Consider the following 14,296-nt stretch of genomic DNA (forward strand, 5'->3'; position numbering starts at 1 on the left):
CGGCACTGTGCCGCCTTTTTTTTCGCCTTAAATCAAACGTTTTCTATAATTTGAAAGAACGCCATCCTTCTCATGTCGTAAAAGGATCCACAGGTGCGAATCGCAACGATAACTAACTGGGCCTATGGTGCCACGGTCTGCCTGACCCTTGTCTCAGGCATCATCATGCTGATGGCATCCAATGCCGACACCGTGGAACGTCACGCCGTTGAACAGCGGCAGCGCTTTGATGAGCTGACGGAGGATATTGAAACCGACGCCTGGGCGCAGTCCGATTTAGCCCGCCTGTACGTGATAAAAAAAGATCCGCAAACCCTCAGACAATACAGCCAGTCAGAGAACAACCTGAAAAATGTCGAACTGAGGCTGGATAAACTGCGCGATAACGGCGCGTCTGATGAGGAGCTGGCCCTGCTGCGGGAAGGTCTCAAGATTATCGATGCGCTACAGGATGAACAGCAGACGGCCCTGACCAGTACAGAGCGGGGAGAAGATGCTCAGGCCATTGCCCTGCTTTATGGTGCCCCCTATGAGCAGGCGCTGGAACGCGCACAAAACCAGATTGATCACTTTCGCCAGATCCTCGACAAGCGGGTGATTGCGTCCGTGCAGGATGCCACCAAAAAATCGAAAGCGCTGCGTACGGCCTCTGAACTGATGGTTGGCCTGACCGCCCTGCTGTTTCTGTTTGTCCTGGGCTTTATCCTGAAACGCCGCGTGCTGCGCCCCGTGGTGCGTCTGAGCGACGTGGTACACCGTCTGGCGTCGCAGGATTACGCCGTCGAAACGCCGAATTTTAATCAGATTGATGAGATTGGCGATATGGCGCAGGCGATCCGTATTTTTCGTGAAAACGGCCTTGCCCGGCAACGGCTGGAAAAAGAGCGCGACGCCGACTGGGCTGTCCGCGAACTGCTGGCCCGCATGACGCAGCGGCTGCAAGGGTGTGAGAACTTTACCGATGTTATCAACGTGGCGGAGCTGTTTGCCCCCAATATCGCCCCGGGGGTCCCTGGCCGGCTCTATGTCCTTGACCGCGATCCCTGGCAGATGCGCTGCGTTGCCCAGTGGCTCTCCCCCACGGGAGAGGAGATGACGTTTCATCCTGACGAATGTTGGGCAGTAAGGCGTGGTCAGAGCCATCCCCCGTTCAGCGGTAAGCCGGATATCGCCTGCTATCATCTGCCAGAATCACTGGCGTATCGTTCGCTGTGCGTGCCGCTCATTGCCCAGGGCGAGGCCATTGGTCTGCTCTCATTCCAGAATATCACCGCGGAAAATGCCCCTGCCCGAGCTTATCTCGAACTGATGGCCGAAGCGCTCGGTCTGGCGCTGGCAAACCAGCGGCTACGCGATGCGTTGCTGGAAAAAGCATTGTTCGACCCGCTGACCGGCTTGCGCAATCGCCATCATCTGGAAGATACGCTTCATACCCAAATGACACAGGCCATTCGTAACGGCGAACCACTGAGTTGCATGATGATCGATATCGATCACTTCAAGAGCATTAATGACCGGTTTGGCCATGAAGCGGGTGATCAGGTTATTAAAAGCGTAGCGACGATTGTTCAGCGGGCTACCCATGACAACGGAATGGCTTTCCGCTACGGCGGGGAGGAGTTTTTAGTACTGCTTTCCGGTGCTGATGAAGAAGAAGCGCATGACTGTGCTCAACAGATTTACAACGGCGTACAAGGGTTGTCGCTACGTTATGGACTCACGGAGATTGGGCCAGTCGATGTTTCGATTGGTATCGCCAGCTATCCGCAGCACGCCCAGAGTGACAACCTGCTGCGTGCAGCCGATGTGGCTTTGTACCGGGCTAAAGAACTGGGCCGATCGCGGATTGTAAGTTTTGGGATGCTGGAGGCGGGCTAGACGTCATGTTGCGCCACTGAGGCTTTCCCCTGTTCATGAGCGCGTGATAGCCCAAAGCACCACGATACCCAGCGCATTACTGCGTTTTTCAACATATAAGGTGTTATCGAGTTGATAGTCGCCCATCGGGTGACAAATACGTATCTTCTCTTTCAGTTCAGGTTCATATACTTCAGCCCCTTCACAATTATATCTGCCTACAGATTTATATTTGTAAGGAGCACTCCAGGACGACACTTTCCCATCCAGTAAATAAACCGCCGTAAAGACGACGAAAATGGCGAGAGGCATGCTGATAATAAAGGTGCCAATGAACACTTTTAGACGCTCAGAAAACGGCCAACCTTTCAATCGTCCCTTCCAGATAAAAATGACCATCAAAGCCAGCGACAAGAGCAATGAGCCGGTCGCGATGTATTGCATTGCGAGAGCGTTAATAAATGTCACACGGTAAATTTCTACGCGCCAGGTAATAAAACAAATTACCAGCGTCAATACCCCAACAATCGCTGGAATCAAAAACGAATAAGACGTTTTTTTCATATTGCACCCCTCCCTTGTCGTTATTGCGTGGTCAGGAGATCAATCATCGCGCGGGTGGCAGCGGACTGGCGCCGGTGTGGCGCGAAGATCACCGAGAACGGCCGCGAGCGTCCGCGAAGGTGAGGAAGCACCTCCACCAGCTGACCGCGCTGTATCCTGTCCTGGACGATAAATTCATAGCTCTGGCAAATCCCCATACCGTGTTCAGCCAGGGAGACGACGCCAAGCACATCATCCGATGTTTCGATAGGTGAAACGGGTAGCCAGTCCACATCGCGTTCGTCTTCCCGAAACACCCACGGAGCGATGCGACCGGTGCGCGGCAAAATAAACGGCAGACACATGTGTCGGTGCAAATCATCCAGCGTTTGCGGAGTCCCCATCCTGTGAAGGTACGCGGGTGATGCGACCAGCAGCAAAGCGGCATCCTCCAGTTTACGCGCGACTAAACCACTGTCGGGCATCTGACCCAAACGAATCGCCAGATCGAACCCTTCAGCAATCAGGTCGACGTTGCGGTTGGTGATGTTCAGATCCACCTGAACGCGCGGGTAGTGTTGGGAGAATCGCGCCAGCAAGGGCGGCAGGCGATAGTGCCCGTAGGTAGTCGGTACACTCATGCGCACGCGTCCGGTCAGATCGCCTTCCTGACCCTGCCCATCACGTTCGGCTTCATCCAGCAGGGAAAAAGCAGAGCGCGCCTGCTCCAGATAGACTCGCCCTGCCTCGGTCAGGCCTACCCGACGGGTGGTTCGCTGTAAAAGCTGTCGTCCCAGACGCGTCTCAAGGCGAGAAACCGCACGACTCAACACCGAGGGCGTGGTGGACAGGGCGACGGCAGCAGCAGTAAATGAGCCGTGTTCAACGACAGCGATGAAGACCTCAACATCGCCAAGATAATCGAATTTTCTGCTCATTATGCTCTTTCAGGAACAAATGTTTTTCAATTCCGCTAATTTATCTCCAGTTGGGCGATGAGTAAAGTGTGCGCATTCATCACCAGAGGGTAAAATCATGGATCTTCAACTCACCGGTAAGACAGCACTCGTTACTGGCGCAACCGCGGGGATTGGTCTGGCCATCGCCCGCACGCTGGCGCGCGAAGGCGTGGCCGTCACCATTACTGGTCGTGACCACGCGAAATTGCAAAACGCCGTGGCAGACATTACCGCCGCTCAGCCTCAGGCGCAGGTCACCGCCATCGTTGCCGACCTGGGAAACGCTGAGGGGGCAAAAGCCCTGATCGCGGCCTGCCCTGACACCGATATTCTCATCAACAACCTGGGCTTTTACGAAGCCCGAGACTTCGTCGACATCACCGATGATGAGTGGCTGAACATGTTCAACATCAATGTCATGTCCGGCGTTCGCCTGTCACGGCATTACTTCCCGCGCATGCTGGAACGCAACTGGGGCCGGGTGATATTTATGTCGAGCGAAGTCGGCGCGTTCACGCCGCCAGACATGGTGCATTACGGCGTCAGTAAGTCGGCGCAACTCGCCGTTTCGCGCGGTATGGCCGAACTCACGAAGGGGACGGGCGTTACGGTCAACAGCGTACTGCCTTCAGCGACCCGCTCCGACGGCATTATCGAATACCTGCGCCAGACCGCACCTGCACCGGGTATGACCGACCAGGAGATCGAAGCGAATTTCTTCCAGACCTACCGTCCCAGCTCTCTTATCGCGCGAATGATCGATGCTGATGAGATAGCCGCGATGGTCGCGCTGCTGGCAAGCCCGTTGGGCGCTGCCTCTAACGGTGCCGCGGTGCGCGTCGAAGGCGGCACCTTCCGCTCCATTCTTTAATACAGCAGCCGTCATGACCTGAGGGGAATCAGTGTCCCCTGCTTTCCCCTATTTACCGGAGCATAGAAATGTTCAAACGTACCCGTAATATGTCCGCCATCGCGATGGCAATGTTGTTCTCTTTTGCGAGCGGAGTCAGCGCAGCGAACCAGGCCCCTCTTGAGCGCTGGCGCAGCTATACCGGCGTAACCTGGAATACGCCTGAGAAGGAGGAAACGCCGACGCCGTTTTCCGGCTCGGTTAACGCGCCCATCGCAGGCATCCACTTTGATGCAAAGGGAAGAGCCTTTGTCAGTACCCCTCGACTGGTTTCAGCCGGTGCACCCGCGACGTTAAGTATTCTTGATACGACCGTGCAGACCGGACCGGCGCGCCTCACGGCATTTCCGTCCCGCGAGGGGAATGCGGTGGAAACCGCTCCCGATCAGAACCTGCGTAACGTGCTTGGCTTCTATATTGACCGTAAGAATGGCTGGCTGTGGGCCCTGGATATGGGGTTCGTCGCGGGAGAAGCGGAATCCCCCGTGGGTTCGCAGAAACTGATGGTGCTGGATCTGAATACCGGTCGCACGATCAAACGCATTCCACTGGATGGCGTGGCAGACCGCAAGGCGAGTTTCCTCAATGATGTGGTTGTTGATGAGACGCGCCGTGTCGCTTACATCTCCGACAGCGGCTCGCGCAGTGCGCCTGAGAACCGCGTCGGTCTTATCATCGCCGATTTCGCAACCGGCACTGCCCGACGTGTGCTCGACCGTCATCCAGACCTGCAGATTGAGCCGGGTGTGAAAGTCGTCTCGCACGGGGCTGAAGTCTGGCCAGGTCATCCATTACTGATTGGCATCAACGGTATTGCGCTGTCTCCGGATACCGGCACGCTCTACTGGACGGTGACGACAGGGACCCATGCGTTTGCGGTACCAACTGACATCCTGCGAAAGCCTGGTGCTGACGATGCGCAGATTGCGGCGCAGATCCGGGATCTTGGTTCGGTGGGAGGCAATACCGACGGTATCGTGACCGATGCCAAAGGCAACCTCTATATCACCGATGTGACACACAACGGTATTGTCAGGTATGAACCGAAGAGCGGCTCAATGACCCTGTTGGCGTCAAACGACGGCGTACACTGGCCGGACACACCGGCCATCAATCCGAACGGGGATCTGATCTTTACCTCCAGCAGCCTGAACGACCATTTTGCTGGCGCGGTCAAACCTGGCCAGGAGCGCTATGACGTATGGCGTTTACCCCTGAAGGCGTTGCAGGATAAGCACCAGTAACGCGACTGCGCATGCTCAGCACTGGAAACACTACACGCTCACAGGGACTCTCCTTGTGGGCGTGTACATTACTGACGCCGGTGTATACGAGATAACCGGTGCAGCCAGAAGCAAACGGGCAATGACAGCAACAGAAAAAGGCAAAATGCGGCCAGGAATGCATCCGTTGTAGTAAAATGCAGGACTGAAGCCGCCAGTCCCCCTGCGATTCCACTGAGCACTATCAGGCCAAAAAACACCCACCCGGTAGAGTACCAGAGAATATTGTTGATTAGTCTTCTTATCATCTGCTGAGTTCTGCGAATAATATTGGAATGAATAAGATATCGGTTTGAGAACGCCGGACATAATCCCTGCCGCCATATCAATGGGGCTGAAATCGCTGTATCCGAAACGACCCGTTCTTATCGGTATACATTGACGCTGAAACTGCCGGTATTATCAGAGTATCCAACCTCTGTATCGGCAATATACAGATGCAGGATACCGCTTTGGGGAGTCGCCCATTTATATACTCCACCGCCTATATCATAACCTTTGCCAGAAGTATCAAATCTCGCCTTGAGCACCTTATCATTGCAGGTAATGAGCCCTTCTTTCACCCTGCCATCCGGCACCGCCAGCGCAAATTCTTCTTTACCGTATTTAATCCAGCCAGAGGCCATTATCGTTATCTCATCACCGGCATTCAGTTGCAGGCCTGTATTAATACCGGCAGGAATATTTGCAGGAACTTCTCCGGACCATTCTGGCTTAGCCGTCATGCTATTCTCCTTTATCAAACTTCATTAACATTACATTTGATGCGTGCTTTGCATCAATCAAAGACAAGATTCTCCTGCATGTGACAGACATCACATTTAGTATTCATAACATTTCATCATGGATGCATATGAATATATTTATCTTTTCCAGAGTTATGTCGAAAGAATAATGCGATTTCTTTTTTTACGCCGCGATTTATATAAACACACCAACACAACCAACCACTAACACATTGATTTGTAGTTGATTTTAATGTTAACTATAGGAGTAATCGCACTTTTAATCATGACTGTAATTATACCTTTAGTAAATTAATTACCATGCCTGACTGGCGGTAATAATAGGTACGCGAAGCAGTGAAAGGGCGCCTTACAGCACAGCCTACTGCGATATCCGCCTAATAAAAAACCTCTACTTCTCCACTTAATTTCTCGCCTCCCCGACGGAAAATGAATGGGTTAACAAATATCCACTTAGTTACCCTGTGTATTACTTTTTTGGTTTCAACATATACCTCTCACGCGGACGCATTACCGCTCTGGAGTAACAAAACACAGCATGAGATTAATCCTAATATTTAATTCGCAGAACTGCAGCAGACGGGAGACGAACGGAAATCATCAGCATCATTTCCAGAATATTATTTGCTGAGTGGCATATCTGTTTATATTCTGATTGTGAATGCCGTACCCCTTAGTAACAAAAAACATTATCTGTAGGCTATTTATTACCTCATACCACTGACAAGCTGGACGCTCTACGCTGTCACGATTACGGAGAATTATATGACTGTTTCACCTGCATGGTCGGGCAATATTGACGCAACTGCTGACACGGGCATTAATACCGGACTTAAACTAAAAGCCGGGCAAAAAATCAGTATTATTGCGGAAGGATGGATTAAATACGGTAAAGAAGACTACGCCCTGGCATCGCCATACGGCAGGCTAAAAGAGGGCTTTGTCTTACGGAACGATAAGGTGCTGAAAGCCCGATTCAGTGCATCCGGAAAAAGCTATGACATTGGCAGTGGTGTTTACCAATGGTCGGTACCGGAAGACGGCGAGCTGATTCTCGTGGTCAGTGACTCTTCACATCGCGACAACAGCGGCGCTTTCAGCGCGGTTGTGTATATCGCTGAAGACGAAAAGAAAGCGGCGGCTCAAAAGGCGGACTGGAAAGGTCATGTTCCCGCAACGCGCAGTGACTGGACCCACACCGGCGTATCCGTGAGCAAAGGGGACAAGGTGATGCTGATTGCTGCCGGTACCGCTCAGTACGACAGCCGCGGTCGCAGCTTTGGACCTGACGGCGACAGCCAGCATCCGTCAGCGCAAAAACCGGATCCCACTTTTGTCCTGCCAGAAGCACTGGCGGGGAAATTACTGATCAAAGCGGGTGAGCATATTTACGGTATCGGAAGCGGCGGTAGCGACTGGGAAGTCCCTGCTGATGGCGAAATTTCATTCATTTTTAACGATACAAATGTTGCGTCTGAATACGCCAATAATACGGGAGGCTATGACGTCAGGTTTGTTGTGCTCGGTTGAAACGCCCGCAGGGAGGCAACGTGCCATGCACTGCCTTCCCTGCCGGTTCACTGGAAAACAAAAATGAACGTTAATGGAGCCCCTGATATGAGCATTATGGACAATAAAAAAGTTGATTTGGTTTTCATCATCGACAGCAGTCTTTCAATGAAGGATGAAGCGGAAGCGCTCTGTGCAAAACTTGAGAGCGCCATTGAGGAGGCCAGAAAAGCCTGCCCTTCGGATTTACGAACTGATTTTCTGGGTATCGAAGGCGTTTTTGCCGGCACCAAATTTAATAAAACGGTCCGTCAGTTCCTGACGAGCGAGGCCGGTGCTAACCCGTCCGCCCTGAAAGGCAGAGAGTATGTCAAAGAGGGGAACCCCGCTCAGGAAGATGTGGCGCCTGCTGCGGAGGACGTTATCCGTCATTACAACTGGCGTGACGGCGCTGAAAAGAATGTTTTTGTGCTGGGAGACGAAAGTCTGAAAGGCGGAGAGATGACCCTGGATGCGGGCCGCATCAAAGCCTGCGATGATGCCATTGCCACCGCCCTGGAGTACAGCGTCAAAATCCACTCCTATCTGGGCACGCCTCATGCCTCATTACCTTATCCCACCCCGGATGATGAGAAAGCCATGGTTCGGGAATACAAGCGCCTGGCGCTTCGTACGGGTGGTGAGCATTATATCTACACCTCCGGCATTGCCGATTTTGCCTCGGTTTTAAAAAGCACCATTTGCGCCAGTAAGGCCACGCAACACGACAGCGTGGCGAACAAAAAAGAAGAAGCAGATGCGCTGGAAGGCAAAACGCCAGCGAAGACGCCCGGTAATGGCAGCGATCTTTGCGCACAGGCCCCTGAGATTGTCCGGGCGGTGAATACGCTTGCTGATGTGCTTAAGAACCTGATTGACGCTTGCGCCAGCGACTGCAGTTGCAAAGAGAATACGCCCCCTTGCCCGTGTCAGGAACATCACAACAAACCGGTGCCCCCCTCCTCACCCCCCGCTGCGCCGGACACTCCCTCTGTCAGTCCCGAGCCAACACCATTCCTGGATGAGAGTAAGTTTACGAATAATCATCTGAATCACTGGCAGTTTGGACCGGCAACGCCTGAGCATGAGTTTTACTCAGAAGGTGGCGCGACCATGATTCGTTTTCCGACCACCAATGTTAAGGGCCGGACACACAATGGCGTGCTGCTTTATAAACATTATTCGGAACTCCTGCCGGGGAAACGCTATCGCTTCAGCCTTCAGGCTCGCAGGGACAATGACTACAAGGTGATACCCGAACTGTCACTGCGGGTGGCAGGCCAGGATATTACCTCGGTTACAGCACTTGCCGTGAAAGGCGAGTGGGTCACGCTGTCAGGTGAGTTTACGGCGGCACAGGGCGATAATGTGCTGGAAATTTTCAGCCATAAAGCCAGCGGCGATGGTAATGATTTCAGCATAACTGGAATCACAGTAAGATCAGTCGATTGATTTTGTTACGCTGACTTCATTTCAGATATGAAGTGATGCCGGTTTGGCTACGTGTTAGTTAAACCAGGCATCACTGCTTAGCCAGTGTGCGTCACGCAGGCGATAACGTTGGTCTGGCCCGGTAATACACGGTGGGCATGATTACCCTCGTCGAAACGTTTATTTGAGCAGTTAAACCTGCGAGTTACCAGGGAAGCGCAATTTTCTCATCATTCGCTTTCTCGCCGTAATACAAAGAAGGCAGGAAACGAGACAAGAACGTGAACTCTGTATAACAGTGTCGCATAAGCGCTAATCCAACGTCATCGGCAGGTTCAGCGTGGTCGTCATTACTCATACCCAGAATAAACCGGCTACGCAGCACACACCCAAAAGGCGTATCCCGGACAACATGTAGCATTTGTCCGTCCAGCGGGTCGCCCTGGCTATCCAGTTCAGTTTTTTCACCGAAGCCTATCCTTGCGGCAATGATTGCCGAGACACTCCCATCCGCCATTGCCTTTTCGACAGCCATTTCGCCAAATACCGATGCAGGGTGATGGAATTTAAGACGCGCGGGAATGGGAGGGATTTCAGCTAATGATTCTACTGCATGGATGCTTGCGCCATAAAAACTTTCCCCACGCTTCCAGTTGGCATCCCATCCACGATGTTCAACATGATCAATGGGATGCCACCATTTTATATGCTGCGTCGTTTCAAAGAAGGTAAACCACCAGTTAATCATACGTCCTTTGCAGCCATGTAAATCGGTGCGTACGGCGACCAGCAGACTCCCGTCATCCAGACGTTTAATACCTGTCTCCAGCGGCATGGGAGAAGGATCAAGCAATGCCGAATAATCCAGCCAGGGCCTGGCAATATCGTGTTGTCGCATTTTTTTCTCCATTAGCATTGGGAAGTTCGAACCATTTAGGAAACGAAGTGCGTTTCCTAAACATTACCGATAGAATGGTCGTATGACAAGCGAAAAGGAATCTCCAGGATGACCTCACCAACCAAACCACGCGGACGTCCCTCAGTCCCTGAGGAAGAGGTGAAGAAACAAATCATTGGTAGCGCGATGGCCTTGCTCTTTGACAAAGGCTATGACGCCACAACAATTGAGGCGGTTGCATCGCATGCAGGCGTTGCCAAAAAGACCGTCTATCGCTTTGCGAAAAACAGGGAGGAATTGCTTGGCCTTTCGGTTCGAAACTGGACGGATAACTATGCCCCACTCCTGCAGAGCGATCCGACAGATAAGAATGACGTTTTACCGGCGTTAAGAAAATTACTGGCTGCGATTTGTGGTCAGGCGCTATCAGTAACCGCCGTGAAAATGTTTCGTCTTCTCAATACTGAATTTCCTGGTAAAGATGATCTCCTCAAGAAATACACTGAAAATGGCATAGCGCGCGGCCAACAATTACTCACAGAGTGGATTACACGACAGCAAAAACAGGGCTGGTTGCCGATGTTACCTGCAGATACTAGTGCCAAAGTCATACTCGCCATGTGTGTCGCCGAACCTCTTCGGCAGGCGGCGATTGGTTTAATTGATCCCGTTGAGAAAACCGATATTGAGACACATTTGGATTCTTGTATGCCTTTTATTTTACTTATATTCAGGCAAGGTGATGAATGACATAGTACATGGCGATTCGATAATAGGAACAACACCTGACCACTATCATATTGATAGTATTAACTAATACTCTGTTTCAACTACCTACATGCCCCCATTGATGCCCCCATATGTTTTTCTGCCCTAAATGACAGAGTGTTTTTTGTCCAACTTAATGCTTCATCCTGAACGCTTCGGCCATCATCCCGATCTTATGCATATGGTTATTGTTACGCGCCATTTTATGCGCTTCGGGTTTCAGAATGATAATCAACAGATAGGCATCAGGGTCCATCGCACCTTGGCAGTATACCAAATGCGCCTGATCGCTGGTTCGTTTGAACTGACGTAAAAACTTCGGGAAAGGGGCATCCGCATCGGCAAGATGAATGTGGGCCACTTGCTCTTCTTTTACCAAGGGATAGGTGCGGTCATCATCATAAGGCGCATCACGCCCAAAGGTATCTGGCAACACGCAATCCTTTTTATAGGACAGAAAATCCGCCGCCAAATCATCAAGCTCTTGTTGGCTTAATTGTTGACGGATCAGTGCTGACTTGAAAATCCTGATACTCATTCCGTGAACTCGGTCAGATCCTTGTCAGAGGCGTTTTGCAGCAGTTTCTGTCCACTATCCGCAATATCACTTAAACGTTCAGCCGTTGGCCTGAATCGCGCACCGGTATGAACCCTGCCCTGCTTCTCTTCCAACAGATCGATCAGCTCTTCAAACACCTTAGCACTAACCATGTAGCCAGCGGGACGGTTGTTTGAGAGAACGGCAACCGGTTCATCAATAAAATATTTCGCCGGGTTCTTTCGTAACTCGGTGATGTTGATAGATTTTTCTGCGAGGATACGTTCCATAGATCACCTAAAATCGTGTTTTATTACATACATTATAATGCACATCAAAGCGTACATCTAGTTTAAATGTACTGAGGAGATTAAAGTCTACTTATGAGTGCATGATGAGCTGTGAGGGTGTTGTCGTGCATGTGCAGCCAAGGTCTGCTAGGCTAAGCATCTTGAAAAACGCATTCCGAAAATGAGTGGTCGTTTCATTTTCTGTTCTTTACCCGGGATGAGATGATTCAATTTTGATTTTACGTGTGAGGGCCTCAAGAGACACCCTAATCTTATATAACCACTTCGACTTCGGTCAGAAATGCACATTGGTCTATTAGTTATAGTTGCATTATTTATCCTAAGTGAGTGTGAATAATTTGTAAACATCAAGGAGATTTTCGTGGTTCATCACTTCGTTAGCCTCAGAAAAAAAGTTGAAAAAATATTGCTTTAACGTTAGTTTGGAATGAGTAAAATAATGAAATAGAAAAAGAGTGATTTACAATTTATAAAATAGACAATTTTCATTAAATTATTATACTTAGTGGAGATAGCACTTGAAAGCCCCAAAAACTGAATTAATTAGCAGAGCTGGCGTATATTTTGCTGGGTACGCTTTGTCAATATCAGGTATTATCTTTCGCGAAACAAGCTCAAGTGATATTGGCATAGATGGGCAAATTGAATTAGTTGATAAAGATGGTTCTGCTACTGGCATGTTAGCTGGAGTACAGATAAAAAGTGGTGACTCATTTGTAGACCACAAGAAAAGGATATTCACATTTAAAGCTAGTAAAGAACATTATAAATATTGGGACAATCTTACAATACCAAGCATAGGCATTGTCTTTTCTCCTAAACTTAAAACTGCTGCATGGTTCAATCTAGAAAACCACTCAAAAGAAATCATTAGCAACAACTCCTCTAGCACAATAATTCAGAAGATAGACATCTCCAATGAATTATCTATTGAGAACAGCCCTTGCTGTTATCTTATTAATTATATTAGAAATTATTACAAGCGACCAATAACAGAAGAAAAGTTGAACAACTTTGATTCATTAGACAGTGATAATAAAACATCTAACACTGATAAAATAATTATATGGAAGCGGTTAACTGCCGCATTCTTTTCATCAGAGAGCAATCCGGAAGTCATTTATGATGTTGGATATAGATTGTCATGGCATTTTCCTGTTGTTACAAATGAACAACGGAATTTCTTCAAAGAACGTCTAAATAAAATTACAATACCAGAATTATATAATGTAATCAAAGGTGTAATATTTGCGTATGAAAATGATTGCGACCGTGGTTTCGAACTAATAACAGATCTGTTAAAATACAAAACAGATATTATAAAAATGTTATCAGAACTGATGAAGTCTAATTTACCGACACCGAAAGAAATACTACTACTTAAAGATATTATCGATTGTTTGGTGCAGGATATATAACATATAATCCAAGCTTGCTCTCTACGGACACTGGGCTATACCACATAACATAGATTAAATATTACGCACGACAAGGAGATAGTATGATAACTCTATTTTTAGGAGCTGGTTTTTCGAAATGGGCATTCGACTTACCTTTAGTAAATCAATTATTTGATTTAAATATCTCGGCGACATCAGAGCAAGAGGTAAAAAAACTAGCTTTAATTGAAAAGGATTGGGGAGATTGGCGGAAAAAAAATCCTGATGTAACTCCTGAACAATTTGTCTATTGGTGCATGAATAAATCATCGCATAGAAAAAGTCGCATAATTTGGTATGTGAGTCGTCGCCTAACAGAACCATTCATGACTAAAATCAGGGGTTCATATACTTCGGCAATGTTTGATGAGAGATCAATTAGAGAAAATGAAAGAATAAAGTATCTTCGAGAGTTCTTTGCGAAATTAAGCGAAAATGGTTTAAGTGGAATTCTTACTTGTAATTACGATACAATTACTGAGTGTGCTTTGGGTATGTCTGGATTTAACTACGGTGTCATCGGTGAACAATTGTTCGGAAGAGGAATAAATCCATTATTCCCATGGCAAAATGCACACTTACAGGTTACTGGTTCAATTTCATTAGCTAAATTACACGGTTCGTTGTCTTGGGATATAAATACAAAATACACAAGTGGAAAACCGGGAAGAAATGGAAAAGCACTAATTATTCCACCAGCACCAGAAAAAAAACCACCAGTAGAACTACAGTATACTTGGGCTTTAGGAGCAAAACTATTAGAACAAAGTAACATTTTAATTATATTTGGTTTTGCATTTAACCCATACGATCAGGCATTGTTAGAGTATTTAAAGAAGCATGGTTCTAACCTCCAAAAAGTTATTTTAGTTGATCCATTTCCAAATATAGCAAGTGCCCAAGCACTTTGGCCTGATGTTTCAATACAAGTAATTGACCCAAGAGATAATTTTGATGCTGACACCTTACTTTCAGTGCTTAGTAGAAAGATGAAGAAAACACCTAACAATATTTTACTATCAAACAAGGATCACTCATCTTGAACAACTGCTCTAAATATCGAAT

14 protein-coding genes are annotated in these 14,296 nt (G+C 48.7%); 8 read left to right on the forward strand and 6 right to left on the reverse strand.

What is annotated here, in order from left to right; genetic code table 11:
• The first annotated feature begins 93 nt into the window (after window positions 1-93).
• The gene (locus tag AM410_RS02335; protein ID WP_073395592.1) at window positions 94-1,878 is read left to right on the forward strand and encodes a diguanylate cyclase; all 1,785 of its coding nucleotides are present in this window, start codon (window positions 94-96) and stop codon (window positions 1,876-1,878) included.
• A 33-nt stretch (window positions 1,879-1,911) separates the two neighbouring features.
• Here the strand turns inward: AM410_RS02335 and AM410_RS02340 are convergent, their stop codons facing one another.
• On the reverse strand, window positions 1,912-2,421 hold the full coding sequence (locus AM410_RS02340) for a hypothetical protein (protein WP_020885258.1): 510 nt from the start codon (window positions 2,419-2,421) through the stop codon (window positions 1,912-1,914).
• A 20-nt stretch (window positions 2,422-2,441) separates the two neighbouring features.
• Complete coding sequence (locus AM410_RS02345; protein WP_050737472.1) at window positions 2,442-3,338, reverse strand: LysR family transcriptional regulator; 897 nt, start codon at window positions 3,336-3,338, stop codon at window positions 2,442-2,444.
• A 97-nt stretch (window positions 3,339-3,435) separates the two neighbouring features.
• Between AM410_RS02345 and AM410_RS02350 the strand changes: the two genes are divergently transcribed.
• Entirely contained in the window at window positions 3,436-4,230 is a 795-nt protein-coding gene (locus AM410_RS02350) for an SDR family NAD(P)-dependent oxidoreductase (RefSeq protein ID WP_047355620.1), read from the forward strand.
• Between the two features lie 68 nt (window positions 4,231-4,298).
• The gene (locus tag AM410_RS02355; RefSeq protein WP_108647476.1) at window positions 4,299-5,513 is read left to right on the forward strand and encodes an L-dopachrome tautomerase-related protein; all 1,215 of its coding nucleotides are present in this window, start codon (window positions 4,299-4,301) and stop codon (window positions 5,511-5,513) included.
• Between the two features lie 404 nt (window positions 5,514-5,917).
• Here AM410_RS02355 and AM410_RS02360 read toward each other — a convergent pair whose 3' ends face one another.
• Window positions 5,918-6,277 carry a LecA/PA-IL family lectin gene (locus AM410_RS02360; RefSeq protein ID WP_108647478.1) on the reverse strand — a complete coding sequence of 120 codons (360 nt, stop codon included), beginning with the start codon at window positions 6,275-6,277 and terminating at the stop codon, window positions 5,918-5,920.
• Between the two features lie 786 nt (window positions 6,278-7,063).
• On the opposite strand from AM410_RS02360, the gene AM410_RS02365 reads away from it, so the two are divergent.
• Both AM410_RS02365 and AM410_RS02370 read left to right on the forward strand, forming a co-directional pair.
• A complete protein-coding gene (locus AM410_RS02365; protein ID WP_014168780.1) occupies window positions 7,064-7,828 on the forward strand; it encodes a LecA/PA-IL family lectin in 765 nt (254 codons plus the stop codon).
• 87 nt (window positions 7,829-7,915) lie between these two features.
• Complete coding sequence (locus AM410_RS02370; protein WP_236900105.1) at window positions 7,916-9,298, forward strand: carbohydrate binding domain-containing protein; 1,383 nt, start codon at window positions 7,916-7,918, stop codon at window positions 9,296-9,298.
• 184 nt (window positions 9,299-9,482) lie between these two features.
• On the opposite strand, the gene AM410_RS02375 is transcribed toward AM410_RS02370, so the two are convergent.
• Window positions 9,483-10,175 (reverse strand): DAPG hydrolase family protein, encoded by a 693-nt coding sequence (locus tag AM410_RS02375; RefSeq protein ID WP_073395586.1) that lies wholly within the window; start codon window positions 10,173-10,175, stop codon window positions 9,483-9,485.
• Between the two features lie 108 nt (window positions 10,176-10,283).
• Here AM410_RS02375 and AM410_RS02380 point away from each other — a divergent pair, with 108 nt between their 5' ends.
• Window positions 10,284-10,925: a TetR/AcrR family transcriptional regulator gene (locus AM410_RS02380; protein WP_073395584.1), complete on the forward strand. Its 642-nt coding sequence runs from the start codon at window positions 10,284-10,286 to the stop codon at window positions 10,923-10,925.
• A gap of 151 nt (window positions 10,926-11,076) precedes the next feature.
• Here AM410_RS02380 and AM410_RS02385 read toward each other — a convergent pair whose 3' ends face one another.
• Together AM410_RS02385 and yafN are read right to left on the reverse strand one after the other, a co-directional pair.
• Window positions 11,077-11,481 carry a type II toxin-antitoxin system YafO family toxin gene (locus AM410_RS02385; protein WP_073395582.1) on the reverse strand — a complete coding sequence of 135 codons (405 nt, stop codon included), beginning with the start codon at window positions 11,479-11,481 and terminating at the stop codon, window positions 11,077-11,079.
• Entirely contained in the window at window positions 11,478-11,771 is a 294-nt protein-coding gene (gene yafN / locus AM410_RS02390; RefSeq protein WP_073395581.1) for a type I toxin-antitoxin system antitoxin YafN, read from the reverse strand. Before yafN ends, AM410_RS02385 begins: the two co-directional genes overlap by 4 nt.
• A gap of 539 nt (window positions 11,772-12,310) precedes the next feature.
• Between yafN and AM410_RS02395 the strand changes: the two genes are divergently transcribed.
• Window positions 12,311-13,210: a DUF4365 domain-containing protein gene (locus AM410_RS02395; RefSeq protein WP_073395579.1), complete on the forward strand. Its 900-nt coding sequence runs from the start codon at window positions 12,311-12,313 to the stop codon at window positions 13,208-13,210.
• A gap of 83 nt (window positions 13,211-13,293) precedes the next feature.
• Window positions 13,294-14,274: a hypothetical protein gene (locus AM410_RS02400; RefSeq protein ID WP_073395578.1), complete on the forward strand. Its 981-nt coding sequence runs from the start codon at window positions 13,294-13,296 to the stop codon at window positions 14,272-14,274.
• Window positions 14,275-14,296: the final 22 nt, after the last annotated feature.

It is taken from the genome of Enterobacter cloacae complex sp. FDA-CDC-AR_0164 (assembly GCF_003071645.1).
GTDB lineage: Bacteria > Pseudomonadota > Gammaproteobacteria > Enterobacterales > Enterobacteriaceae > Enterobacter > Enterobacter ludwigii.